The 25,420-nt window shown below is 72.3% G+C and carries 20 protein-coding genes and 2 tRNA genes; 12 read left to right on the forward strand and 10 right to left on the reverse strand.

What is annotated here, in order from left to right; all coding sequences use genetic code 11:
• The first annotated feature begins 326 nt into the window (after positions 1–326).
• The gene (locus QFZ71_RS09765) at positions 327–2,333 is read left to right on the forward strand and encodes a bifunctional diguanylate cyclase/phosphodiesterase (protein WP_307667867.1); all 2,007 of its coding nucleotides are present in this window, start codon (positions 327–329) and stop codon (positions 2,331–2,333) included.
• Positions 2,334–2,484: 151 nt separating this feature from the next.
• Here QFZ71_RS09765 and QFZ71_RS09770 read toward each other — a convergent pair whose 3' ends face one another.
• Positions 2,485–3,627 (reverse strand): LLM class flavin-dependent oxidoreductase, encoded by a 1,143-nt coding sequence (locus QFZ71_RS09770; protein ID WP_307667868.1) that lies wholly within the window; start codon positions 3,625–3,627, stop codon positions 2,485–2,487.
• A gap of 88 nt (positions 3,628–3,715) precedes the next feature.
• Positions 3,716–4,480, reverse strand: a complete 765-nt coding sequence (locus QFZ71_RS09775; RefSeq protein ID WP_307667869.1) for a decarboxylase — start codon at positions 4,478–4,480, stop codon at positions 3,716–3,718.
• Between the two features lie 422 nt (positions 4,481–4,902).
• Here QFZ71_RS09775 and QFZ71_RS09780 point away from each other — a divergent pair, with 422 nt between their 5' ends.
• The 8 genes from QFZ71_RS09780 to QFZ71_RS09815 all read left to right on the forward strand — a co-directional run bounded on the left by QFZ71_RS09780 (position 4,903) and on the right by QFZ71_RS09815 (position 10,971).
• Positions 4,903–5,913, forward strand: coding sequence for an NAD(P)-dependent oxidoreductase (locus QFZ71_RS09780; RefSeq protein ID WP_307667870.1), 1,011 nt, complete (start codon positions 4,903–4,905; stop codon positions 5,911–5,913).
• 196 nt (positions 5,914–6,109) lie between these two features.
• Positions 6,110–7,012, forward strand: a complete 903-nt coding sequence (gene ehuB, locus QFZ71_RS09785) for an ectoine/hydroxyectoine ABC transporter substrate-binding protein EhuB (RefSeq protein WP_307667871.1) — start codon at positions 6,110–6,112, stop codon at positions 7,010–7,012.
• An 18-nt stretch (positions 7,013–7,030) separates the two neighbouring features.
• Positions 7,031–7,762 (forward strand): ectoine/hydroxyectoine ABC transporter permease subunit EhuC, encoded by a 732-nt coding sequence (gene ehuC / locus QFZ71_RS09790; protein ID WP_307667872.1) that lies wholly within the window; start codon positions 7,031–7,033, stop codon positions 7,760–7,762.
• Positions 7,759–8,400, forward strand: coding sequence for an ectoine/hydroxyectoine ABC transporter permease subunit EhuD (gene ehuD / locus QFZ71_RS09795; protein WP_307667873.1), 642 nt, complete (start codon positions 7,759–7,761; stop codon positions 8,398–8,400). The genes ehuC and ehuD overlap by 4 nt, the downstream gene beginning before the upstream one ends.
• Positions 8,390–9,247: an ectoine/hydroxyectoine ABC transporter ATP-binding protein EhuA gene (gene ehuA / locus QFZ71_RS09800; protein ID WP_307667874.1), complete on the forward strand. Its 858-nt coding sequence runs from the start codon at positions 8,390–8,392 to the stop codon at positions 9,245–9,247. Before ehuD ends, ehuA begins: the two co-directional genes overlap by 11 nt.
• Before the next feature lie 167 nt (positions 9,248–9,414).
• Entirely contained in the window at positions 9,415–10,173 is a 759-nt protein-coding gene (locus tag QFZ71_RS09805; protein WP_307667875.1) for an IclR family transcriptional regulator, read from the forward strand.
• A gap of 40 nt (positions 10,174–10,213) precedes the next feature.
• Positions 10,214–10,777 carry a hypothetical protein gene (locus tag QFZ71_RS09810; RefSeq protein ID WP_307667876.1) on the forward strand — a complete coding sequence of 188 codons (564 nt, stop codon included), beginning with the start codon at positions 10,214–10,216 and terminating at the stop codon, positions 10,775–10,777.
• A gap of 120 nt (positions 10,778–10,897) precedes the next feature.
• Positions 10,898–10,971 (forward strand) — tRNA-Lys (locus tag QFZ71_RS09815).
• Between the two features lie 177 nt (positions 10,972–11,148).
• Here QFZ71_RS09815 and QFZ71_RS09820 read toward each other — a convergent pair.
• From QFZ71_RS09820 to QFZ71_RS09830, 3 genes are all read right to left on the reverse strand, one after another.
• A complete protein-coding gene (locus QFZ71_RS09820; RefSeq protein ID WP_307667877.1) occupies positions 11,149–11,739 on the reverse strand; it encodes a lytic polysaccharide monooxygenase in 591 nt (196 codons plus the stop codon).
• Between the two features lie 236 nt (positions 11,740–11,975).
• Positions 11,976–14,069, reverse strand: coding sequence for an SPFH domain-containing protein (locus QFZ71_RS09825; RefSeq protein ID WP_307667878.1), 2,094 nt, complete (start codon positions 14,067–14,069; stop codon positions 11,976–11,978).
• Positions 14,070–14,098: 29 nt separating this feature from the next.
• A complete protein-coding gene (locus QFZ71_RS09830; RefSeq protein ID WP_307667879.1) occupies positions 14,099–15,382 on the reverse strand; it encodes a peptidoglycan-binding protein in 1,284 nt (427 codons plus the stop codon).
• 193 nt (positions 15,383–15,575) lie between these two features.
• Between QFZ71_RS09830 and QFZ71_RS09835 the strand changes: the two genes are divergently transcribed.
• The 3 genes from QFZ71_RS09835 to QFZ71_RS09845 all read left to right on the forward strand — a co-directional run bounded on the left by QFZ71_RS09835 (position 15,576) and on the right by QFZ71_RS09845 (position 20,076).
• A tRNA-Lys gene (locus tag QFZ71_RS09835) sits at positions 15,576–15,649 on the forward strand.
• 510 nt (positions 15,650–16,159) lie between these two features.
• Entirely contained in the window at positions 16,160–18,079 is a 1,920-nt protein-coding gene (locus QFZ71_RS09840) for a glycosyltransferase (RefSeq protein WP_307667880.1), read from the forward strand.
• Positions 18,076–20,076 (forward strand): kelch motif-containing protein, encoded by a 2,001-nt coding sequence (locus QFZ71_RS09845; RefSeq protein WP_307667881.1) that lies wholly within the window; start codon positions 18,076–18,078, stop codon positions 20,074–20,076. Before QFZ71_RS09840 ends, QFZ71_RS09845 begins: the two co-directional genes overlap by 4 nt.
• 65 nt (positions 20,077–20,141) lie before the next feature.
• On the opposite strand, the gene QFZ71_RS09850 is transcribed toward QFZ71_RS09845, so the two are convergent.
• From QFZ71_RS09850 to QFZ71_RS09870, 5 genes are all read right to left on the reverse strand, one after another.
• Positions 20,142–21,188 (reverse strand): glycoside hydrolase family 6 protein, encoded by a 1,047-nt coding sequence (locus QFZ71_RS09850; protein ID WP_307671394.1) that lies wholly within the window; start codon positions 21,186–21,188, stop codon positions 20,142–20,144.
• Between the two features lie 242 nt (positions 21,189–21,430).
• On the reverse strand, positions 21,431–22,159 hold the full coding sequence (locus tag QFZ71_RS09855) for a class F sortase (protein ID WP_307667882.1): 729 nt from the start codon (positions 22,157–22,159) through the stop codon (positions 21,431–21,433).
• A 1-nt stretch (position 22,160) separates the two neighbouring features.
• A complete protein-coding gene (locus QFZ71_RS09860) occupies positions 22,161–22,727 on the reverse strand; it encodes a hypothetical protein (protein WP_307667883.1) in 567 nt (188 codons plus the stop codon).
• Positions 22,728–22,869: 142 nt separating this feature from the next.
• A complete protein-coding gene (locus QFZ71_RS09865; protein WP_307667884.1) occupies positions 22,870–23,700 on the reverse strand; it encodes an HAD-IIA family hydrolase in 831 nt (276 codons plus the stop codon).
• A gap of 75 nt (positions 23,701–23,775) precedes the next feature.
• Complete coding sequence (locus QFZ71_RS09870; RefSeq protein WP_307667885.1) at positions 23,776–25,323, reverse strand: alkaline phosphatase family protein; 1,548 nt, start codon at positions 25,321–25,323, stop codon at positions 23,776–23,778.
• Positions 25,324–25,420 lie beyond the last annotated feature (97 nt).

The raw sequence follows: 25,420 nt of genomic DNA on the forward strand, positions 1-25,420 counted from the left end.
CATGCCCTGTTGTGCTGCCCCACACGGGTCAGCGGCCGAAAACGCCAGCCACACCTTCACGGAACGTCACCGCCGGTCGATCCAGCGCACCCATGCAACAGATCCGCACAGAAATGATCCGGATCGGGCAAACCGGAAGGCTGGATTACGCCCCTCGGGCGACCCTCATGGTGGCCCGGACCGGACGGTGAGCTGGAACGGCCGACGCGGCACCCTCTATGCTTCACCACGCTTTCCCGCGTGGAACGGGCCCGTTCACGGGACCGCCACACGGTGGCCTGTCCGACCCCACCAGTTCATGACGACCTTGACAGCGGGAGCGAGCGGTGAGCGGAACCTCCGAAGGGCCGAGCACCCCGGCAGGCACGGCCTCCGGCGTGCCCCCCGCACCGGTCACGGAGCGTCATGCGGCGACGGCGGAATCCCCGCCCCCCGTCATCCCGTCCTCCGCCGCGCGCCACCCCCACGCGCACGCCGGGTCCGCCGGTCCGGCCGCCGCGGAGGCCCCACCCGCCGCCGGGACCGGCCACCCGGCCCACACCCCTGCGCCCCCCGCCGCCGGGGAGGGCTCCGCCGAGTCCGAACTGCGGGACTACCGGGCCGCCTTCAACGCCGCCACGCTCCCCCTCGGTGTCATCGACGGCCGGGGCCACATCGTCCGGGCCAACGAGGCGCTGGGCGGGCTGCTGGGCGCGACGGCGGCGGCCCTCGCCGGACGGCAGGCGAGCGAACTGCTCGACCTGGCCTCCGACGACCGCACCTGGCACGCCTACCGCGAGGTCCTGCTGGGCCGCCGCTCCCGGTTCCGCTGCACCCGCCGCCTCAAGCACCCCGACGGGCGCTCCCTGTGGGCCGAGATCACCGTCGTACCGATGACCGGGGCCTCGGCGACGGAGGCCGCGCGGGTCCTGCTGACGGTCGCCGACGTCAGCGACCGGCGCGAGCTCCAGGAGCGGCTGCGCCACCTCCAGATGCACGACCCGGTGACCCGGCTGCCCAACCGGACGCTGTTCTTCGAGCGTCTCGCCTCGGTGCTGGAGACCCCGCCGTACCAGGACGACTCGATGCCGCCCCGGCGGCAGGCCCGGATCGGGCTCTGCTACCTGGACCTGGACGGCTTCAAGGCGATCAACGACACCCTGGGCCACCGGACCGGGGACCGGCTGCTGGCCGCCGTCGCCGCGCGGCTCACCGACTGCGCGGAGCACGACGCCTCCCGCAACGGCGGCGGCAACCGGCTGGTGGCCCGCCTGGGCGGCGACGAGTTCGCGGTGCTGGTGGAGGACTCGGCCGGCACCGAGGAGCTGACCGACCTGGCCCGTTCGGTCCTCGCCGCGCTCCAGCAGCCGTTCGACCTGGCCGGGCAGCGGCTCTCGGTCTCCGCGTCGATCGGCGTGGTCGAGCGGGTCGCGGCGGGCACCTCGCCCACCGGCCTGATGCAGGCCGCCGACACCACGCTGTACTGGGCGAAAGCGGACGGCAGGGCCCGCTGGACCCTGTTCGACCCCGAGCGCAACGCCCACCGCATGACCCGGCAGTCCCTCTCCTCGACGCTCCGGCCCGCCGTGGAGCGCGGCGAGTTCACGCTGGAGTACCAGCCGCTGGTCGGTATGGCGGACGGGGTGCTGCGCGGGGTCGAGGCCCTGGTGCGCTGGAACCACCCGCAGTTCGGCGTGCTGCCGCCGAATCGGTTCGTCCAGATCGCCGAGGAGGACGGCTCGATCGTGCAGCTCGGCCGGTGGATCCTGCGCACCGCGTGCCGCCAGGCGCGCCGCTGGCAGCTGGACCATCCGGACGACCCGCCGCTGTTCATCAGCGTCAACGTCGCCGTACGGCAGGTCTGGGACTCCGACCTGGTGGCGGACGTGGCGGAGATCCTGGCCGAGACCGGGCTCGCCCCCGGCCTGCTCCAGCTGGAGCTGACGGAATCGGCGGTGATGGGCTCGGGCGGCCGTCCCCTGCGGGCGCTCCAGGCGCTGAGCGACATGGGCGTACGGATCGCCATCGACGACTTCGGGACGGGCTACTCGAACCTCGCCTACCTCAGCCGGCTGCCCGTATCCGTGCTGAAGCTGGACGGGGCGTTCGTGAAGGGCTTCCGGTACGAGGACGGTACGCACCCGAGCCCCGCCGACGAGACGATCGTCGAGGCCATGGTGCAGCTCGCCCACCGCCTGGGCCTGACCGTCACCGCGGAGTGCGTGGAGACGGCCGGGCAGGCGGAGCGGCTGCGGCGGATCGGCTGCGACACCGGGCAGGGCTGGTTGTACTCGCGGGCCGTGGCGCCGGAGCAGATCGCCGGGCTGATCGGTTCCCGGCCGCTGGAGGGCTGACCGGCCCGCCGGAAGACCGGACCGGTCGGCCTAAGGGGCGGACCGGTCGGCCGAGACCGCCGGAGGGCGGTCCTCGCGCCCCGGCCCCGCACCCCTGCCCCCCCGCGAGGCCGGTCGGCGGGCCGGAGGGTGCGTGCGGGCCGGAGGCCGCCTACGCGGTCGCCGGCAGGCCGTACGCGTCCGCGATCAGCTCGTAGCTGCGCAGCCGCGCGTCCCCGCCGTGCGCGTTGGCGGTGATCATCAGCTCGTCCGCGCCGGTCCGCTCGGCCAGACCGTCCAGACCACTCCGGACCGCGTCGGCGGTGCCGTGGACCACGTTGGCGAGCCAGCCGTCGACGAACTCCCGCTCCATCGGGGAGAAGGCGTACGCCTCCGCCTCCTCGGGACTCGGGATCAGCCCCGGACGGCCGGAGCGCAGCCGGACCATGGACAGGGCGCCGGTCAGCACCTGGCGACGGGCCTCGCGCTCGTCGTCGGCGGCCAGCGCCGAGACCCCGATGAGGGCGTACGGGGCGTCCAGGACGGCGGACGGCCGGAAGGACTCGCGGTACAGGTCGAGCGCGGGGATGGTGTTCTGCGCCGAGAAGTGGTGCGCGAAGGCGAACGGCAGCCCGAGCGTGCCGGCCAGCCGTGCGCTGAAGCCGGAGGAGCCCAGCAGCCAGACCGGCGGCCGGTGCGCGGACTGCACGCCACCGGGAGCGGTCGCCTGGACCGGGCCCGGCACGGCATGGATCCGGCTGTACGGGTGCCCGTCGGGGAACGTGTCGTCCAGGAAGCGGATCAGCTCCATGAGCTGCTGCGGGAAGTCGTCCGCCCCCTCGTTGAGCCGGTCGCTGCGCCGCAGGGCCGCCGCCGTCGCCCCGTCCGTACCGGGGGCGCGGCCGAGGCCGAGGTCGATCCTGCCCGGCGCCATCGCCTCCAGGGTGCCGAACTGCTCCGCGATCACGAGGGGCGCGTGGTTGGGCAGCATCACCCCGCCGGAGCCGAGCCGGATGCGCTCGGTATGGGCGGCGATGTGCGCCAGGATCACGGCCGGGGAGGACGAGGCGACACCGGGCATGGAGTGGTGCTCGGCCACCCAGAAGCGGTGGAAGCCGCGCCGCTCGGTGAGCCGGGCGATCTCCACGCTCGTGCGCAGGGCCTGGCTGGCGGTGCGGCCCTGCCCCACGGTGACCAGGTCCAGGACGGACAGCGGAACGGGGGCCGTTCCGGCCGCGGGGCCCCGGATGCCGTCGAGGTCGGCCCCGCCTCCGTCCGTGCCGCCGCTGGTCTGGTCGCCTCGGATGTCGTCCACGTGTCGGCTCTCCCGGTGCTGCTGTCGTACGTCCGCGTATCGGAGCGGTACAACAGGAGGGCGACTCCGCTTTATTCCCGCGCGGCGCCTACTCCCGTACCTCGATGCCCTTCGGCTCCAGCTGTCGCAGTACCGGCTCGCGGGTGGCGAACAGGGTGCCGAGTGTGGGGGCCCAGGTCCGCCGGTCCGTGAGGCGCAGGCCCTCCCAGACCGTGACCTGGTTGGCCGTGAGGACGGGCTTGCCGATCAGCTCCTCCAGCTCGGGGATGTACGCGGTGGTGTGCAGGGCGGTGTCCGGGACCAGCACCACCTCGGCGTCCGGGTGGTCCGCCTCCCGCACCAGCCGCTTCACCTCGTCCGGCCCCCAGGAGGCGACCGTGTCCGCCGTGGCGGCCCCGCCGGACACGGTCGCCACCACCTCGACGCCCGCCGATGCCAGGAATTGCGCGAAGAGCCCGGTGACGTCCTCCGGACAGGGCGCGGCGACGGCGACCCGGCCCGCACCCACCTCCCGCAGCGCGTGGACGAAGCCGACGGAGGTGCTGGACGCGGGCAGGCCCGCCGTCCGCGCGAGCGTGGCGATCTGCTCGTGGGCGCCCTCCCAGCCCTGCCCGAAGCTGCCGCCGCTGGAGGCCCACACCAGCGCCTCGGCCCCGGCGAGCCGCAGCTCCTCGACGCCTTCGGCGATCCGGGCGGCCGCGCCCTGCTCGCGCAGCACGTCGGCACGGTAGGCGTCCTCTCCGGTCGCGGTGGAGAACAGGGGCAGCCGGATGTCGGTGTCGAGCAGGATCTCGGTCCGTGGGAAGTCGTCCTCGGCGGCGTGGCCCGGGTAGAGAAGTCCTACGGTCGTCATGTCCACCCTTCCTGTACGTCGGCGGCTCGGCACGCGGCGGGCGGCCCCTCACGGGGGCGCGGCGGCCCGCCGGGCGGTCCGGCGGCCGTGACCGCGCGACCGGTCACTCGTGCCCCGGCCTGTTCCCAGTATTCCCCCGGTCGGCCACCGGGGCGCGCGGCTGGGACCCGGTGCGCGGGGACGTTCCCCGGACCGCCCCGGCCCGGCGCGCGCGGCCGGGCGTCGTTGACGCGGGGGTGACCTGCTGGAAGCGTGGGCGGTCGTCACGCCCGTACGCGCACCGGGTCCGTACACACACCCGCGTGTACATCCCGTCCGCCCGTACAGCTCGCCGCCGTACGCGCATCCCGCCCGTACGCACGTCCCGCCCGCACGTCCCGTCCGTACGCCACGCCCGTTCTGCTGCGGAGGGCCGACCGCCGATGCCGGATCCCGTCCTGCTCGTTCTCGACGCCGACCCGCCCCCGCGACTCGGCCGGCTGACCGGCCGGGCGGACGTGCGGTTCGCGGACGCCGGCACGCTCGCCGGACTGCTCCCGGCCGCCGACGTGCTGCTGGTGTGGGACGCCGCGTCGGACGCGGTACGGGCGGCCTGGCCGGGGCCTGGGCGGCGGCCGCGCTGGGTGCACACGGCGGGCGTCGACGTGGACCGGGTGCTCTGCCCGGACCTGGTCGCCTCCGACACCGTCCTCACCAACGCGCGGGGCGTCTTCGAGCGCGCGGTCGCCGAGCAGGTGGCAGGGCTCGTGCTCGCCTTCGCCCAGGACCTCCCCGGCACGCTGGAGCTCCGGCGGCAGCGGACCGGCCGCCCCCGCACGGGCCGTCAGGTCGCCGGCACGCGTGCCGTGGTGGTCGGCGCGGGGCCCGTCGGCCGGGAGATCACCCGGCTGCTGCACGGGCTGGGGGTGACCGTCGCCCTGGTGGGGCGGACCGCCCGGCGCACCATCCACGGGGTGGCGGACCTGGACCCGCTGGCGGCGCGGGCGGACTGGGTGATCGGGGCCGTCCCGCTGACCGACGGGACACACGGAATGTTCGACCGCCGCTTCTTCGGTCTGCTCCAGCCCTCGGCGCACTTCCTCCACGTGGGACGCGCGGCGTGCGTGGTGCGGGCCGACCTGGTGGACGCGGTGGAGCGCCGCTGGTTCGCGGGCGCGGCGCTCGACGTGTCCGAGGACGGGCCCCCGCTCGCGGATGACCCGTTGCGGGACGTACCGGGGCTGCTGGCCGTGCCGCGCGTGAGCGGGGACACGGCGCGGTGGCGCGACCGGCTGAGCGAGCGGTTCGTCGCGCTGTACGAACAGTGGGCGCGGGGCGAACCGTTGCCGGAAGCGGTCGACAAGGAACGCGGCTACGTCCCCTCCCCCGACCTCTCCGGTCCCGCCGGCGAACGCGTGAGCACCATCGTGCCGGATGATCACAGAAGTGGCTGATGTGGAGTCATGAACCTGCCGCGACGGGGGAACACGCCCCGCACGCCTCCGGTCGCCCTCCGCCCCGCTCCGGGCACGGGAAGGTCACCTTCCGGCCACTGTTGGGTTACATGCCTCGGGGTTCCCGCATAGACGTACGGGATCGGGCAGGCGCTCATCCTGTCCGGACTGTTCGACCTCCAGGAGATTGCGAACCATGGCTGAATTCCCGAACCTGTCCCGCCGGGGTTTCCTCAACGGAACGGCGGCCGTGGGCGGCCTCCTCGTCGTTCCCGGCCTCCTCACCGCGTGCAGCAGGACCGACGCCGGTTCCGCGACGGGCGAGGGCGCCCTCGACAAGCTCCGCAAGCAGGGCTTCGTACGGGTGGCGTACGCCAACGAGGCCCCGTACGGGTACCTGGAGGGCAAGGAGCTCAAGGGCGAGGCCCCGACGCTGCACCGGGAGATCTTCAAGGCGCTCGGGGTGGACGAGCTGAAGCCGACGCTCTCCGAGTGGGACGGGCTGATCCCCGGACTCCAGGCCGGGAAGTACGACGTGGTCAGCGCGGGCATGGCCATCACCCCGGAGCGCTGCGGCAACGCGATCTTCTCCGAGCCGGAGTTCATCTCGCCGACCGCGCTGATGGTGAGGAAGGGCAACCCGAAGAAGGTCACCGACCTGGCCTCCGCGAAGGAGGCGGGGATCACCGTCGGAGTCATGTCCGGTGCGGTCGAGGGAAGTTACGCCAAGGGCGCGGGGATACCCGAGGACAGGATCAAGACGCTGCAGAAGCCGCAGGACGGGGCCGACGCGGTCGAGGGCGGCCGGATCGACGCCTTCCTGCTCACCGGCATCTCGCTGCGCTGGCTGGCGAAGACCAATCCGGACACCGAGGTCACCGAGGCGTTCGTGCCCGAGCTGGACGGCAAGGAGCAGTTCTCCCCCGGCGGCGCGGTGTTCCGCAAGGGCAACGAGGACCTGCGGGACTCGTTCAACCGCGAGCTGAAGAAGATCGTCTCCGACCGTTCGCGCTATGTGCAGCTGCTGGAGCCGTACGGATTCGGGGAGACGGAGATCCCGCCCGCCGATCTGAAGACCGCGGATCTGTGCACGGGCTGACGGGGCGGAGGGGCACGCATGAGTGACTTCTTCTCCCTCCTCGCCGAGGAGTTCCCCCGCGTCCGGTCGGGTCTGTGGGTGACGCTCCAGGCCACGGTCCTCGGCGCCCTGCTGGCCGGGGCGCTGGCCTTCGCCCTCGGCCTCACGGCGGGCAGCGGAGTGCTGCTGGTGCGGGGCGCCTCACGGGTGGTCGTGGAGTTCTTCCGGGGCACCTCCCTCTACATCCAGCTGTTCTGGCTCTACTACGCGATGCCGCTGGTGACCGGCTACGAACTGACCCCGGTGATCTGCGGGGTGGTCGCGTTCGGCCTCAACTTCGGCGCGTACGGCGCGGAAGTGGTGCGGGGCGCGATCAACTCCGTGCCGCGCGGGCAGTACGAGGCCGCTATCGCGCTCAACCTCGGCCCGGCCAGGCGGCTGTGGAGGGTGATCCTGCCGCAGGCCTGGGTGCAGATGATCCCGAGCTTCACCAACCTGCTGATCCAGTTGCTGAAGGCGACCCCGTTGCTGTGGCTGATCTCGGCGGCCGATCTGATGACGGTGGTCCAGCAGTTGCGCGACCGCACCGGTGAGACCCTCACCGCCTATCTGACCCTGCTGGCCGCCTACTTCGTGCTGGCGTACGCCCTGACCCTGCTGATGAATCTGCTGGAGCGGAGCGCCAAGCGGCGGCTCGGCCTGGACACCGGTGCGAGGAGCCTGTTCAGGAGCCGCAGCGCGTCCGCGACGGCCGTGGGAGGTGCCCGGTGAACGGCTTCGACCGGAACGCCGTCGGGGAGTCCCTGCCCCTCCTGCTGGAAGGGTTCCGGGTCACCCTGCTCGCCACGGTGCTCGGCACCCTGGTGGCCGCCGTGCTGGGACTGGTCGTCGCGGTGGCCGGCCGTGCGCCCAGCCGGTTCGTGACCGTGCCGGTGCGCGCCGTCACGGAGTTCGTCCGCTCCACTCCGCTGCTGGTGCAACTGGTGGGCGCGGCAGCCCTGTTCAACACGGTGGAGCCGCTGTACATCGGCATCGCGGTGCTGGGAGTCCACTACGCCGCGTACACCTCCGAGGTCTACCGGGCCGGGATCGACGGCGTGCCGAAGGGCCAGTGGGAGGCGTGCCGCGCGCTCTCGCTGTCGCCCCGGCGGACCTGGCAGGCCGTGATCCTGCCGCAGGCGGTGCGCAACGTGCTGCCCGCGCTCGGGAACTACGCGATCTCGATGTTCAAGGAGACGCCGTTCCTCGCCGTGATCACGGTGCAGGAGATGGTCTTCGAGGCCCGGAAGTACGGGGCCGACCACTTCGCGTACACCGAGGTGTTCACCCTCGCCGGCCTGGTCTTCCTGGTCGCGAGCTACCCCACGTCGCTGTTGATGAGGAAGCTGGAGAAGCGCCTTGGCCACTGAACCCCTCCCCCTGCAGAAGACGGAGTCGCCGGGGCCGGCCGGAGCGCCCGGGGACGCCGTCCCGGCCGCGGCGCGCACGGGCGAGCCGCTGGTGCGCTTCGACAAGGTGGTGAAGCGCTACGGCGACCATGTCGTCCTGGACGAGCTGGACTTCACGGTGGACCGGGGTGAGCACGTCACCCTGATCGGGCCCAGCGGCTCGGGCAAGACCACGATCCTGCGGCTGCTGATGACACTGGAGAAGGTCAGCGGAGGGGTGATCTGGGTCGACGGCTCCCCGCTGACCCATGTGCGCACCCCGGACGGTTCGCTGAAGCCGGCGGGCGAGAAGCAGCTGCGCGCGTCCCGGCGGAAGATCGGCATGGTCTTCCAGCAGTTCAACCTCTTCCCCAACATGAAGGTGATCCAGAACGTCACCGAGGCCCCCGTCAGCGTGCTCGGCAGGAGCCGGGAGGAGGCCGAGGCGCGGGCGAGGGAGCTGCTGGACCTGGTGGGGCTCTCCGCGAAGGTCGACGCCCACCCCTCGCAGCTCTCCGGCGGCCAGCAGCAGCGGGTCGCCATCGCCCGCGCGCTCGCCATGGAGCCGGAGATCCTGCTGCTGGACGAGGTGACCTCCGCACTCGACCCGGAACTGGTGGCGGGCGTGCTGGAGCTGCTGGGGGACATCGCCCGCACCACCGACATCACCATGCTCTGCGTGACCCATGAGATGAACTTCGCGCGGGACGTCTCGGAAAAGGTCCTGATGTTCGACGCGGGACGGGTCGTGGAGTCCGGACCGCCGGAGAAAATCTTCTCCGACCCCTCCCACGAACGTACGCGCGCGTTCCTCAACGCGGTGCTGTGACCTCGCCGTCGAGTGCTCACTCATGACGGTGGCATATGCCTGACGGGTGCGCCCCAGCTAGTGGCTCCGGGGTGTGCCCGTCGGCTCGCCGACTGCCGCCCCGCGGCCGGGTTCCGGGGGCTATCGTGGGACCAAAGCTTGCGGTCACAACCTGGTAGGGGGACACCGTGGCGTTGAGGCCGGAGCCGACCGCGCCGTTCCACTCGGTGCAGTACGCCCTGCGCGTGCTCGAAACGGTCTCCCAGCACGGCGGCGGCGTGACCGACGCCCGGATCTCCCGTGAGACCGGACTGCCGGCCGGTCACCTCGCTCCGCTGCTCCTCACCCTGCGCCGTGAGGGCTATGTGGAGCAGGTCGGCGACGGCGCGTACGTCGTCGGCGCCTCGCTGCTGCTGCTCGGCTCCGGCGCGGCCCGCCGCCAGGCCCTGGAGGGCCGCCTCCAGAACACCCTGGCCGAGCTGCGCGACTCCCTCGGCGCGGCGGTCTACCTCATCCGCTACGTGGACGGCGAGGTCAGCGTGGTCCAGGTGGCGGACGGCCCGCTCACGCCCGCCGTCAACGAGTGGGTGGACTTCCGCTCCGCCGCGCACGCCAGCGCGGCCGGAAAGTGCCTGCTGGCCCAGCTCGACCACGACGCGCGACGGGACCACATCTCCCGGCACCGGACGGCCCGGCTCACCTCACGGACGATCACCGACGAGAAGGTCCTCTTCTCCCAGCTCGACGCCCAGGCGGCCACGGTCCCGGTGCTGGACCTCCAGGAGTACGCGGTGGGCACCGTCTGCGCGGCCGTGCCGCTGACGGCCGGCTCCTCGGCGGGCTGCCTGGCCCTGTCGCTGCCGATCGAGGAAGCGCACCGGCTGCGGTCCGCGGCCGAGACGCTGAGCCGCCGGGCAGCGCCGGTGCTGCTGTCCCTCGCGCTGTAGCCGCCGGGCCCGGTGAGGCGTCGGCGGTAGCCTCGTCGCCATGTACGCACCCATTGCCGCGCTGAACCTCCTCAAGGAGTTCGAGGACGGCGCCCATGACTATTTCGCACCCGAATTCGAGCTCGCCCCCTTCGGCGAGGACGACAGCGGCTATCCGCAGCTCTCCGACCGCATCCGGCCCTTCGCGCAGGCCACCGGCTCCGGCTCGACGTACGCGATCTGGCTGCGGGACGGGCGCGAGGATCTCGCCACGCTGCCGGTGCTCCTCCTCGGCTCCGGGGGCGGCGTCCACGTCGTCGCCCGCGATCTGCCGGAACTGCTGCGCGTCCTCGCCTCCGGCTGGACGCCGATGAGCGGCTGGGACCGCGTGGACTACGTCGATGAGCGGGAGGAGGCGGACGGGGACGAGGACGCGTACGACCCGTGCCCGGCGAACCCGGCGTTCCGGACCTGGCTGCGCGACCGCTTCGGCCTGGAGGCCGCCGAGGACCCCAACGTGATCGTCCGGTCGGCCGCCGACGAGCTGTGGGAACCGTTCGCGGCCTGGATCGGGCCGCTGATCCCGGACGCGGTGAGCGGCCGGGGGCCCGGCGGAGAGAGGTAGGCCCTTCCGTTCGAAGGGGGAAAGGCGTCACGTCGAAGAGGGAAAGGCGTCACGGCAGGGGCCCCGGAGGCGGGTGTCACCAGCACCCCCGAGGACCAGGTATTATTTTCGAGTCAGCAGGCGCCGTTAGCTCAGTTGGTTAGAGCAGCTGACTCTTAATCAGCGGGTCCGGGGTTCGAGTCCCTGACGGCGCACGACACACAGTGGGCGGTCTCCTTCACGGAGACCGCCCACTGTGCTTTCCCTCTCGACCGTCCGGCGATGAAGAAGCACGGTGGGGCCGTGATTCAGGGCGGGCCGGTGGTCACCGTGGCCGTCGCGCGACGACCGGAGGAGCGTCGGAACCCGAGATCACCCGAGATCGGAGCGGATCAGAACGTGACGTCGGAGCAGGCGTAGAACGCGTTGGTGGTGTCCGCGACGTTCCAGACGGCGAGAATGATGTGCTTGCCGCTCTTCTGGGTGGGGATCGTGCCCTGGTGGGTCAGCGTGGCCGGGGGCTGCCGGTTGCCGTACGGCACGGTCATGAAGGGCTGCGATTCGAGCGCGGCGCGGGTGAGCGGCTTGGTGGAGTCCCAGCCGTTCTTGGTGATGTAGTAGCGGAAGTCGCTGGTGGCGTGGCGGGCGGTGAACTGCCAGCGGAAGCTGTAGCCCTGTCCGCCGGTGACCTGGGTGGCCGGCCAGTTGCCGCCCCGCGGGTCGTCGAGCTGGGCGAACTGTCCGTTGCCGCCGGAGCAGATCTTGCCGTCCGCCGGTCCTGCCGCCGGGAAGCCCTTGGGGCCCTCGACGCTCTGCGGCTCCCACTGGATGTTGCCGCAGCCGGTGACCGTGCCGTTGGCGCAGAGCTTCTGGCGGCTGATCGGGGAGTCCGTGTAGCCGTGGCTGCTGGCGCTGGTGGTCGCGAGCACCGAGACGCCCGCTATCGCCAGACCGATCACGGCCGCGCTTGCCTTTTTCCGCATGGGCTGTCGCTCCTCTAGAACGTGGGGGAGGTTCCATGAGCATTGCTCGACTGCTGCGCGCTTGGTACGAGGTGCTGTGCATGCGGGGTACTGCGGTCTAGACCAAGTCCTAGATTATTGACGCCACATGAACATGTCCAGACCAATGAGCGTCATATTCCGCAGAGAACCCCCGAGGCGGTCGGCGGACCGGCCTCGGGGGTTGCCGAGCACCTCCCGAACCTCCTCCGGGCCGCTCAGGCCCCGTCGCCTCCCCCGCTGCGCCCGGTGTAGAAGGCGACCGTCAGGTCCTTCACGAGCGCCTTGCGTTCGTAGTCGTCCAGCTCGACGATGCCGCGTGTGGTCAGCCGGTTGACCGTGTCGTCCACCGCGTCCACCACCGAGGTCAGCACGCTGTCCCGGTGCTTGGAGTCGATCGCGGCGATCCGCCGCCGCTGCATCGCGGCCGCCACCTCGGGGGCGTACTCGATGCCGGTCGGCTGCGCCGAGTACACCTCCACGCCCACGGGTTCGCAGTCCGCTTTCAGCAGCCGGGTCAGCGCGTCGCCGACCGCCTCCGCGTCGCGCAGGCTGGGGGCGTCCTCGTGGAACGCGTCGGCGGGCAGCTGCGAGAGGACCCGCGCCAGCGCGGCCTCGACCTGGGCGCTCAGGTACGCCTCGTGGTCCTCGATGCCGAGGGCGGCCCGGACCGTGTCCTTGATCCGCCACACCACGAGGACGACGACGCGCAGCGCGGTTCCGGTCGCGTCCACGGCGGGCAGCGGTTCGCTCCGCCAGTGCCGCAGCCGTACGTCGACGCGGCGGCGCAGCAGCAGGGGCGAGACCCAGACGAGGCCGGTGCGCCGCACGCTGCCCCGGTAGTCGCCGAACAGCGTCAGCACCCACGCGTACCCGACCCGGCCCCGGCCGAGGCCGCCGAGCGCGAGGAGCGCCACGGTGCCGAGGACGGCGAGCAGGGCCCACGCGCCGGCGCCGACGCCGAGGTCGGGGCGGGGGGTGAGCCCGACCGCCGTCTGCCAGGCGGCGGGCAGCACTCCCCGCCATCCCAGGACGGCCAGCCCGCCGGCGATCGCGGCCGCGCCGACGAGAAGGGCCGCCGAGCCGGGGAGGGCCGGGCCGGGCCGCTCGGTGAGCCGGGGGTCGGCGTCCGGGGCGGGCCGGGTCGAGGGCCGCACCCGCGTCCGCGGTGCACGCGGCACGGGGGGCCGCCGGGTCGCGGGCGCACGCTCCTCGACGGGCCGCCGGACGACCCCCGGGGGCAGCGCCGCAGCCTCGGTCCGCTCCTGATCGTCGCGGAAGAGGAGGTGGACGGGGATGGAGGCGGTGGTCTCGTTGGCGATGACGGCGTGGCGGCGGGCGGGGTACGCCGGGGTGGACGGAGACGTCGTGGCGGACACCGCCGTGGCGCCGGACACGGCCGTCGTGGTGGTCGTCGCCTTCCCGGTGGAGCCGGTGGACGCGGCAGCCGGGGCGGGGACGGACACGGGTACGGAGAACGTGGCGGAGGCGGCCCGGTCGCCGGGGGCCAGGTCCAGGACGAGGTCCAGCTCGGTGTCGGGTCCGGGGGCGTCGACGGCCCCCCGGACGGGGGCGCGCCGGGGCAGCCGCCCGGCCTCCGGCCCGGCCCCCTCGGACGCCCCGGCCCCCGGCTTTCCGGCCTCGGGCCTCCTGCCGTCCGGCTCTCCGGCCTCGGGCCTTCCGGTCTCGGACCCGCGCGCCTCGGTCCTTCCGGTGTCCGGCCTTCCGGTCTCCGGCATGCGGGTCTCGGCCTTTCCGGTGTCCGGCCTTCCGGCCTCGGCCTGTTCGGCTGCCGGTTGCGCGCCGCCCGGCTCGGCCCCGTACGACGGGTGGGGAGTCCACTCCGCCGAAGGTTCCGCCCGAGCGCGCCGGACGGGACGGAGGTGGAGGTTCCCGTCCAGCGGCACGGCGCGCGCGGGCGCCGGGCGGTCATGGGCGGGGCGGCCGGCCGCGGGCCCGGCGGCGCCGGAGCCGTCCGCCGCCGGCCCGAGGCGCGGCTCCGCGCTCGGGGACTCCGGGGCGCGGGCCCCCGCAGGGTCGGGCGGGCCCGTACCGGCGTCCGCGGGGGACGCCTCACCCGAGCGACCGGACAGCGGCGGCGGGAGTGCACCGCCCTCAGGTGTCTTCACACCGCTCGGCCGGCGCGCGGCTTCGTCGTCGGGCGGGGCCTCCCCGCCGCCGACCGGGCCGAACAGCGGCGGCGGGCTCCCCTTGCCCGGTGGGGCGAAGAGCGACGGCGGAAGCCGGTCGTCCAGGGAGTGGGGGGCGGGGGTGGGGTTGGTCCGGGGGGACTGGTCGTCGTTGAGGGTCACCGGTACCCGATTCCTTTCCGTCACATCGGTCACGCGAAGAGCCGGCGCCAGGTCTCCGGCCCCGGATATCCGTCGGCCTCGCCGCCGCGCCAGCCCTGGGCCCGCTGGAACGCCTCGACGTTGCGGCGGTCCGCCTCGGTCCAGCGCGGGTCGGGGCCCGACACGTAGTGCTTGCCGTATCCCTTCTTCACCAACTGTTTGCCGAGCCGGTCGACATGGCTGTTGGACTGACCCGGCTTGAAATAGCCGCGTCCGGGGAACGCGACGGCTGTATTCGGGCTGCCGTCCGCCCCCGCGGCCGGGATGTCCCGTCCTCCGCCGCCGGTCAGCAGGCGCCAGGTGTGCGGGCCCGGAATACCGTCCGCCTCCTTGCCCTGCCAGCCCTGCGCCCGCTGGAACGCCCGCGTCGCCCGCTGGTCCGCCGCACTCCACACCGGACCGGGGCCGACCGCGTAGAACCGCTTGCCGCCCCGCTGGACCAGCAGCTTCCCGAGCTCGGTGACGTACTCGTTGGCGGTGCCGGGACCGAAACGCCCGGCGCCGGGGAAGGCGGTGGACGATCCGGAGCCGGGCGAACCTCCCGTGACGCCCTTGTAGCGGTAGGCGACGTAACGGCTGGAGTTGTTCCAGTACGCCATGGGCGTGGACTGCTTCCGCGTCCGCGGGCGCGCCTGCTCGTAGGCGATGTAGTGCGTGCGCGCGGAATCGGTCCAGCCGCCGAAGATCGTGACGTGCGAGCCCTCGGAGGGGTCGGCGGGGTTGTGGAAGAGGAGGATGTCGCCGGGTTCCAGGTCCGCACGGGCGATCCGGGTGCCGTAGGCGGCGAGGCTGCCGGTCCATTCGTTGGTGCCGAGGTTCCAGGCCATCGACACATAGCCGGAACAGTCCTGGCGGTACCCGTCCGACCAGTACTTCCCCATGCTGTACGGGACCTTCGCGGCCACCCAGCGCCGGGCCCGGTCCATGATCTCGGCCCGCGTCGTCGTGCGGACGGCCGAGCCCGCCGACGGCGGACCCGAGGCCCCGACGCCCCGGAGCGGGCCCTTCTCCCCCTGCGGGGTGGCCGGCTCGGGGTCGGCTCCCCCGTCGGCGTGCGGAGCGTGGCCGTGGTGTCCGGCGGCGGCCGCCGCTCCGGCGGCCCCGCACGAGAGGACCACACCGGCCGCCGTGGCCAGCACGAGGGCGCGCCGTGCGGCGGGACGGCCGCCGCGCCGCACCGGCAGGGCCCGCGCGGCGGAGCGCCGCCGCAGGGCGCACCCCGCACACGCGCAGTCGATGGCGGGTTCGTACTCCTCGAACACCGGCACAGTCATGCGATTCCCCTCCGCACTCGTCATTTCGTCAAGATCTTTTGGCGCAGCCGCAACGGGCGTCAGCATCTCAACTCGTCCGACATATCGCATTTTGACGGAACAAAGGAAAAAAACGACTATCTGACGGGGCGTGGCGGCCGGTAAATGGTTCGGAGCACCCCTGGACGTCCGGTAGAGTTCTCCAGGTCAGCAGGCGCCGTTAGCTCAGTTGGTTAGAGCAGCTGACTCTTAATCAGCGGGTCCGGGGTTCGAGTCCCTGACGGCGCACGCACAGTCAAAGCCCCCTCACGTTCAGTGAGGGGGCTTTGATCATTCCCCGTCAATCACCCGACGACACCCCGCACACGCGACCGTCCGCCCGCCGACGCTCCGCAATTGGACGGTTGCGGACAGTGCGGGAGGGGGAGATCCCCACTTCGTCACATCCTCCCCACCGGCGTGGTCAAACCGCACACAAAGCCACCACGCCACCCATTTCATCCTTGCGATCGCGTGCGGTGTCGGACAATCTGTCTGGGGATCGACACTCCCAAGGGGGCCGCCGGTCCGTACAGTTGACGCAGCAGAGCGTGACGTTCCGGTTGTGCGCACCCGTGTGGCGGAGGTCTCGCCGGGCAGCGGACGCCGAAGGGGCATCATGCAACCGGGAAGCTGCCGATCCATGTCTGTGGGGACGGTGGCTTGCCACCGTGTGCGTGCCCGGTGAAGAACGGGGACCCACCGCGCACGACGAGACCGATCCAGACACGCACCAGCATGCGTGCGGGGGGATGACCCATGACGTCGACGCCGCCAGGCGACCGGCAGGAGAACGACGCTTCCCGGACGACTCAGCTCCGGATACCGGCGCAGCTGCGGGCGGGTGCGGCACGACGGCGGGCCAAGAAGGAACTGCCGCGCTACGACTACGAGCACTACAGCCGGCTCGCCGGACCCCTGACGCAGCCCCCCGCGGGCAAGCCGTACAAGGTCCGGTACCGCTCGCTCATATCCCAGGAGCCGCACCGCGTGCGCGCGGCGCTCCTGCTCGGCGCGGCTCCTCTCGTCTCGCTCGGTCTCTTCGTCTGGCTGATGCAGCCCAGCCACTGGACGGACCGTGACCCGAACCTGGACGACGACCTCCTGCTGGCCCTCGACGTCGTCATGCTGGTCTCGATCGGCCTGATCGAGCTGTTCCGCACGCTGAACGTCCTCTCCAACGCCCACGCCACCCTGGTCGCCCGCGACCCGGTCCCGGTGGTCCCGGAGTCCGGCACCAAGGTCGCCTTCCTCACCTCCTTCGTCCCCGGCAAGGAGCCGCTGGAGATGGTGACGAAGACGCTGGAGGCGGCCGTGCGCATCCGCCACCGCGGCCTCATGCACGTCTGGCTGCTCGACGAGGGCGACGACCCGGCGGTCAAGGAGGTGTGCGCCCGGCTCGGCGTGCACCACTTCTCCCGCAAGGGCGTGGCCCACTGGAACCAGGCCAAGGGCCCCCACCGCGCCAAGACCAAGCACGGCAACTACAACGCCTGGCTGGACGCGCACGGCGGCGACTACGACTTCTTCGCCTCGGTCGACACCGACCACATCCCGATGGCGAACTACCTGGAGCGGATGCTCGGCTACTTCCGCGACCCGGACGTCGGCTTCGTCATCGGACCGCAGGTCTACGGCAACTACGACACCTTCGTCACCAAGGCCGCCGAGTCGCAGCAGTTCCTCTTCCACGCCCTGATCCAGCGCGCGGGCAACCGCTACGGCGCACCCATGTTCGTCGGCACCAGCAACGCGGTCCGCATCTCGGCGCTCAAGCAGATCGGCGGTCTGTACGACTCGATCACCGAGGACATGGCCACCGGCTTCGAGATCCACCGCCACCGCAACCCCGCCACCGGCAACAAGTGGCGTTCGGTCTACACCCCGGACGTGCTGGCCGTCGGCGAGGGCCCGACCGCGTGGACGGACTTCTTCACCCAGCAGCTGCGCTGGTCGAGGGGCACCTACGAGACGATCATCGGCCAGTTCTGGAAGGGCTTCGGGACCATGCCGCCCGGCAAGCTCTTCAACTACACGTTGATGATCGTCTTCTACCCGATCTCGGCGCTGAACTGGATCCTCGCGGCCCTCAGTTGCGCCCTCTTCCTCGGTATGGGCGCCTCCGGCGTCCAGATCGACCCCACGATCTGGATGATGCTGTACGGCAACGCCACCGCGCTCCAGATCGGCCTGTACATCTGGAACCGCCGCCACAACGTCTCGCCGCACGAGCCCGAGGGCTCCGGCGGTCTGGCCGGCATGATGATGTCCGCGCTCTCCGCGCCGATCTACGCCCGCTCGCTGATGGACGCGGTGCTGCGCCGCAAGAGCTCGTTCGTGGTGACCCCCAAGGGGAACTCCTCCAGCCCGGACACCCTCTTCGGCACCTTCCGCATCCACCTGTTCTTCATCGTCGTCTTCGGCGCCTCGGTGATCGCCTCGTTCTTCCTGGGCCACAGCCACCCCGCGATGGTCACCTGGGCCACGCTGGCGCTGCTGATCACCGCCGCACCGATCATCGGCTGGCGGTACACGATCCGCGCCGAGAAGAAGAAGCGCCGCGGCCGTCGCCGGGCGGGCTCGTCCGGCCCGCGGCCGCCGGCCGGGCCGCCGCCGGGTCCGGCCGGCCCCGGCTCCGACCACACCATGAAGATCGCCCTGGGGGGACCGCAGTCATGACACGCCATTCGGGCCGGGGCGCCCGCCGTTCCGCAGGTCCGGCCTCCCGCAGCGCGGGGGCGCGGGCCCGCCGCTCCGGTCTGCGTACGCGCCGGTTCGCGATCGGCACGGTCGCCGTGGTCGCCCTCGCGGGGGCCAACGGGCCCTGGCTCTACCGGTTCGGTTCCGAGCGCTACCACCACTACACGATCAACAAGCAGTCCTACAAGGAGGCCAACGGCCACTGGGACTTCCTGGACATCCCCGCCGAACACCGGGTCAACGCCGTCCACGCCGCGCTGCTGCGCACCGGCAAGGTGCTGCTCGTCGCGGGCTCCGGCAACAACCAGAAGAACTTCGACGCGAAGAGCTTCCGGTCCGTGCTGTGGGACCCGAAGACGAACGTCTTCAAGGACATCCCCACGCCCAAGGACCTGTTCTGCGCGGGCCACACCCAGCTCCCCGGCGGCAATCTCCTCATAGCCGGCGGCACCAAGCGCTACGAGAAGCTCGGGGGCGACGTCACCAAGGCCGGCGGCCTGATGATCGTCCGCAACGAGAACCCCCGCAAGCCGATCACGCTCCCCGCGGGCACCCGCTTCACGGGCAAGGAGAGCGGCAAGACCTTCATCTCCCAGGACCCGCTCCTGGTGGAGAAGGCCACCAAGGTCTTCGACAAGAAGACCGGTGAGTACCAGCGCAACGAAGCGGGCGTCGGCCGCATCTACGTGGAGGCCGAGAAGTCCGGGCGGAAGTACGAGACCGGCACCGAGGACAACTACCGCGTCGCGGGGCTCTCCGCCGAGGACACCCGCAACGTCTACGGGATCGCGCAGAAGCTGGCGCTGGACAAGAAGGACTTCCAGGGCATCAACGACGCCTACGAGTTCGACCCGGTCGCGGAGAAGTACATCCCCGTCGACCCGATGGACAAGGCCCGCTGGTACCCCACCCTCACGACGCTCCAGGACGGCAGGGTTCTCGCCGTCTCCGGCCTGGACGACATCGGCCAGATCGACGTGGGCAAGGCCGAGGTGTACGACCCGAAGAAGAAGACCTGGAAGGACAGCGGCATCGTCCGGAAGTTCGCCACCTACCCGGCGCTCTTCCTCCTCAACGACGGCAGGCTGTTCTACTCCGGCTCCAACTCCGGCTACGGGCTCCAGAGCGAGGGCCGCACCCCCGGTATCTGGGACGTGCGGACGAATGATTTCGACGAGATCCCCGGTCTCGCCGACCCCGACCAGATGGAGACCTCGGCGACCGTACGGCTGCCTCCGGCCCAGGACGAGCGGTTCATGGTGATCGGCGGGGGCGGGGTCGGCGAGTCGGAGAAGTCCACCCCCAAGTCCCGGCTGGTCGACCTCCAGGAGAAGAACCCGAAGTTCACCGAGGGCGCCTCCCTGGACGAGGGCACCCGCTACCCCAGCGCCTCCCTGCTCCCCGACGACTCGCTGCTCGTGGCGGGCGGCGCCGGGGACTACCGGGGCCGCGGCGGCTCGGACGTGCTGGAGGCCCGGCTGTACGACGCGAAGACGGACACCTACCGGCGGGTCGCGGACCCGGCGGTGGGGCGTAACTACCACTCCGGGTCCGTGCTGCTCCCCGACGGCCGGGTCATGATCTTCGGATCGGACCCGCTCTACTCGGACAAGCTCAACACCCGTCCGGGCACCTTCGAGCAGCGCATCGAGATCTACACCCCGCCCTACCTCTACCGCGGCTCCCGGCCCGAGCTCACGGCCGGCCCCAAGAGCATCAAGCGCGGCGGGACCGGCATGTTCACCACGCGCCAGGCCGCCTCGATCACCTCGGCGAAGCTGATGCGGCCCTCGGCGGTCACCCATGTGACCGACACCGACCAGCGCAGCATCGATCTGGAGCTCACGAAGTCGGCGGACGGGATCACGGTCACCGTGCCGAAGAACCGGGCGCTGGTGCCCTCGGGCTGGTACATGCTGTTCGTCACCGACAAGGAGGGCACCCCCTCCGAGGGGATGTGGGTGGAGGTGCCGTAGGCGTACGTACGCCCGCGACGCGTGGCGTACGTACGCCTGCGGCGCGGGCGGCCGTGGCCCGTGCGCTACCCGGTGGCGCGGGCCAGGCCCAGCGCGTACTCCGGCCACCACTCGCCGGCCTTCGGGCCGCCCTTGCAGTCCCCGTCCGACTCGCCGGGGCGCTTGATCCACAGGTAGGCGTCCACCCGCTCGTCGCCGGTCTGCGTGGTCGGGGGCTCGCCGAGCGCGCGGCCGGGCGGGTTGCACCAGGTCTCGGCCGGATCGCCGCCCTCGTAGGGCCCGTTGCCGTTGCGGCTGGTGTCGATGACGAAGGGCTTGTCGCCCACCTTCACCGACAGCTTCTTCCCGAACTCGGTGCTGACGGCCGTCGTGCGGAAGTTGGACACATTGAGCGAGAAGCCGTCCGCCTTCGCGATGCCCGCCCGCCACAGCGGCTCGTGCAGGGCCTCGGGCGACTGCCAGCCCGCGTTGCCCGCGTCCACGTAGACCTTGGTGGCGGGCTGCCGCTTCAGCCGCTCGACGGCGCCTTTGAGCAGGTCGTAGCGCTCGTGGTGGTGTTCTCGGGGGGTGCAGCCGTCGACCAGGTGGAGCAGGGCGTCCGGCTCCAGGATCACGGTCGCCGGGCGGTTCCCGATGCCCTTGGCGACGCCGTCCACCCAGGCCCGGTAGGCGTCGCCGTCGGCGGCGCCGCCCTTGGAGAACTGGCCGCAGTCGCGGTGGGGGATGTTGTAGAGGACCAGCAGCGCGTACCGGTCGGCCTTCGCGGCCGCCTCGGTGACGCGCCGTGCCTCGTCCTCCGGGGCGTCCGGGCCGATCCACTCCCCGACCGGCTGCTCGGCGATCCGCCGGATCAGGTCGGCCTTCTCCTGGTCGCCGTCCTCCTGGTAGGCGGCGACCTGGCGGGCCGCGGTGCCGTCGGGGTTCACCCAGTACGGGTCTTTCGCCTTGGGCTGCTGGCCGACGACCGGCGCGCCCTCCCGGTCGCCCCCGTCCCCGTCGCCGGAGCATCCCGCCAGCAGCAGGGCCGCCCCGAGCGCCACCGCCGTACCGGTCGTCCGGAGGCCCGCCGCGCGCCCGCGCGTCCGGGACCGGCCGGTGTAACTGCCGTACATCCACTCCCCCTTGGGTGCACTGCCTGCACTGTTCCTCATCGGTCGCACCCGATGTGCTGCCGGTCCGTTCCATCCTGGCACAGCGGTCGGGTGCCCACTTCCCGCCCCGCACAACCGCCGGACCGGGACACCGGTTCCGGACATCCTGGGCGAAAGCGGCGTCCCGGCCGGCCGCCCCCGAAGAGGCGGCCGGCCGGGACGGGCAGGACCTGCCGGGCCGTACGGACCGCGGAACGGCGAGGTCAGGTGCGGGCCGCCGCCCGGGCCTGCTCGCCGCCGTCCCGGTCGCCCGCCCCGCCGCCCCGCGCGTCCTTCGCGCCGGTGAGGTAGGCGGAGACGACCACGTTCGCCGTGTACGAGCGGGTCTCCGGGTCGTACGTCCCGCCGCAGGTGATCAGCCGCAGCTCGGCCCGGCCGTCCTGGCGGGGCCCGTACGCCTTCTGGGCGTCGAAGCGTTCGCGGGTGAGGAGCTGGACGTCGTCCACGGTGAAACGGGCGACGCTGCCGTCCGCCCGCGTGACCTCGATCCGGGCGCCCGGCTCGACCGCGCTGAGCCCGTAGAAGACCGCGGGTTCGGTGTCGGTGTCGACGTGCCCGACGAACAGGGCGGTCCCCTCCGCGCCGGGCCGGGTGCCGTCGCCGTACCAGCCGGCGGTCCTCGGCATGCCGTACGGGGGCGGGTCGATGGCCCCGTCCCCGTCGAGGCCGCGCGCGATGACGGGGGCGTCGATCCCCACGGAGGGGACTTCGACGCGCTCGGGGGCCGACCCGTCGAGCGGTTCGTGGGCCGGGGGCAGCGAGGCCCCGAAGGGGCGGCCGACCGCGGCCACATCCCCGGTGGTGGGAGCCGGCAGACCGCCGAACCCGCCGCCGGCCTCCTTGCCCCAGAGCCACAGGCCGAGCAGCAGCACGGCCCAGGTCACTCCGGTGAGCAGTCGCCCGTTGCCTGCCGGGCGGTCCGGGGCGCCCATCTCAGCTGCCGGCCGGGCCGCGGCGACGGCGCGAGGTGCGCAGGGCCACGGCGACGGCCGCGACGGCGGCGAGCACCAGGCCGGTCACCGCGTGCCGGACGCCGGGGCCCTCGGCCTCGGCGGACCGTTCGGCGAGGGTGGCGGCGCCTCCGCCGCCCGCCTTGACGGGCGCGGCGGGCGAGGGCCGGTTGTGGTGGACGACGGTGAGGGTGCCGGTGGCCTTGCCGGCGCTGTCCTCGCACGTCACCCAGACGTCGTAGGAGCGGGGTTCGGCGTCGGACCGGATGCGGGCCTCGGCGAAGAGGCCCTTCTCGTCGGCGGGCCGGAAGTGGGCGACCGAGGCGAAGGCGTCGGAGTTGCCCTTGGCCCGGCGGCCCTTGCCGCAGACATCGGTCCAGAGTTCCACCTCGGCGCCGGGGGCGGTGGTGGACGGGGTGATCGAGACGGTGCCGGTGCGCCGGTCGTCGTCCCCGGCCGGGGCGGCCGGGGATGCCAGAGCTACGGGTGCGGGCACGGCTATGAGCGCGGCCGCCGCCGTCGCACAGAATGTGATGGGTATGGAACGCATCGTGAACCTCCTACGGGAAGGTTCGGGTCTGCGGCGGCGGGCCGCATCCGCAGTCCTCCATTCGGGCGACGCCGGGGGGCGTCGGCGGGCGGCTGCGGACGCGGTCCGCGCGGGTCGGGGCGGTCCGCCGGACGCGCGGGCCCTAGTCGGCAGGCGTGTCCGCCTGCTTCCCCTGGTCCACCTGGTCCGGCAGGTCGATGAGGTCGACCAGGTCCGCGATGGACTCCACGACGTGGGACGGGCCGAACGGGTAGCGGTCGATGTCCGCGACGGTGGTGAGCCCGGTGAGGACCAGGAAGGTCTGCATCCCCGCCTCCAGGCCCGCCAGCACGTCGGTGTCCATCCGGTCGCCGATCATGGCACTGGTCTCGGAGTGCGCGCCGATGGCGTTCAGCCCGGTCCGCATCATCAGCGGGTTGGGCTTGCCCGCGAAGTACGGGTCCTTGCCGGTGGCCTTGGTGATGAGGGCGGCGACCGAGCCGGTGGCGGGCAGCGGGCCCTCGGCGGACGGCCCGGTCTCGTCGGGGTTGGTGCAGATGAAGCGGGCGCCGGCGTTGATCAGCCGGATCGCCTTGGTCAGCGCCTCGAAGCTGTACGTCCGGGTCTCGCCGAGCACCACGTAGTCCGGGTCGTGGTCGGTGAGGACGTACCCGATGTCGTGCAGGGCGGTGGTGAGGCCGGCCTCCCCGATGACGTACGCCGTGCCGCCGGGGCGCTGGTCGTCCAGGAACTGGGCGGTGGCGAGCGCGGAGGTCCAGATGTTCTTCACGGGGACGTCCAGGCCCATGCGCTTGAGCCGGGCGTGCAGGTCGCGCGCGGTGTAGATGGAGTTGTTGGTGAGGACGAGGAAGGGCAGCCCGGAGTCCCGCAGCCGCTTGATGAAGGCGTCGGCGCCGGGGATCGGGGTGCCCTCGTGGATGAGGACGCCGTCCATGTCGGTCAGCCAGGATGTGATGGGCTTGCGCTCTGCCATGTGTCGGGACTCCTGCCGTACGCACTGCGTGCTTGGGGGTGCCCGGACCACGCCGTCCCGGCACCCCCAGCATAATTAGGCTGTGGTGATCTTGACCCCGTCGATCACCCAGTACCAGTTGTTGCTGCCGGTGTAGTGGAAGCGGAAGCTCACGTTGGCCGCCCCGGGCGGCACGTCCAGGGTCAGCGCCTGGGGCTGCGCGATCACGTCGGAGGTGTACCGCTTCACCTCGACGGGCGTCCCGCCGTTCCAGGAGGCGAGGACGCGGGCGCTCTGGCTGCCCTCCTGCCGGTGGTGGGTGGTGAAGCCGAGGGTCACGGTGGTCCTGCCGGAGACGGCGTAGGCCGGGGTGACGAGGGTGGAGTCGTACGGTCCGGAGAACGCCTTGTCGGCCCACTCGTCGGAGTCCGCGACGGCGAAGATCCCGCGTGAGCGGACGTTCAGCTCGCGGGACTGGTCGCGCTGGCTGCGGCTCCAGAACTCGTCGGTGGCGAAGGACCAGCCGCGCCACTCGGCCACGCCCCCGGTGCCCATCGCGGAGTTGACGACGGACCAGCCGCTGGGCGCGGTGCGGGTCCAGCCGAGGACCCCGGCCGGGATGCCGGTCTCGTCGGCGCGGCCGGCGAGCGCGGGGTAGAGCGTCTCGAACGGGTCGGTGGAGCGTTCCTGGATCGGCTTGCCGTCGAGGCCCCAGGCGGGATCGGGGACGATGCCGAGCTGGTGGAAGACGGTGGCGGCGACGTCCACGAGCCGGGTGTCGGCGGGGCGGGCTCCGGCCGCGATGCCGGGGCCCCGGGCGAGGACGAAGGTGCGGCGCTCCTCGACGGCGCTGCCGCCGTGGCCACCGGAGTCGGTGTGGCCGTGGTCGGTGGTGACGATGACGGTCCACCGTTCGGTGGCGTAGGAGGGGCGGGCCCTGATGGCGGTGAGGAGGCGGCCGAGGTGGCCGTCCTGGACGGCGATCGCCTGGCGATAGGCGGCGCTGGCGGCCCCGGAGTTGTGACCGGCGATGTCGGTCTGGCCGAAGTAGACGAAGAGCACGTCCGGGTTCTGGTTCCGGAGGATCGACTCCGTCTCGGCGGCGATGGTCGCGTCGTGGCCGGTGTAGCCGTCGCGGTCGCCGTCGAGGACGAGCTTGGCGTCGGCCCCCGGGGTGACGGTGCCCTGGGCGTCCAGGGGCTTCCAGTCGACGGCCGCGTACGTGGAGAGCTGGGGGCGGACCTGGGCGAGGCGGGCGAGGAAGCCGGGGTACTTCGCGTAGTTCTTCCCGGCGAAGGAGTTCTCCTTGACGCCGTGCTTGTCGGGCCAGACGCCGGTGGAGATGGTCGACCAGCCGGGGCCGGAGGAGGTGGCGGCCATCGGGTTCGCGTACAGCAGCGAGGTGCCGTACGTTCCGTCGGCCATCATCGCCTTGAGGTGCGGGGCGTCGGCGGCGGCGATGACGTCGTGGCGCAGCCCGTCCATCCCGACGACGAGCACCTTGTCCTTGCTGGTGCCGTCCGGGAGGGTGGGCGCGGCAGCGGCGGCGCGGGCCGGGGCGGCGGTGGCGAGCGGGGCGACGGCGGCGGCCGTGGCCGCGGCGGTGGTGGCGAGTACGGAGCGTCGGGACAGGGACCGGGACACGTGTTCCTCCAGGGAGAGGGCGGGCGGGTCGATCGGGGCCGGACGTGGACGTGACACTGGACCAGACCCGTTACCTTGGCGAGATATCCGGGCCGGG

The organism is Streptomyces sp. V2I9 (assembly GCF_030817475.1).
In the GTDB taxonomy this organism is placed as follows: Bacteria; Actinomycetota; Actinomycetes; order Streptomycetales; family Streptomycetaceae; genus Streptomyces.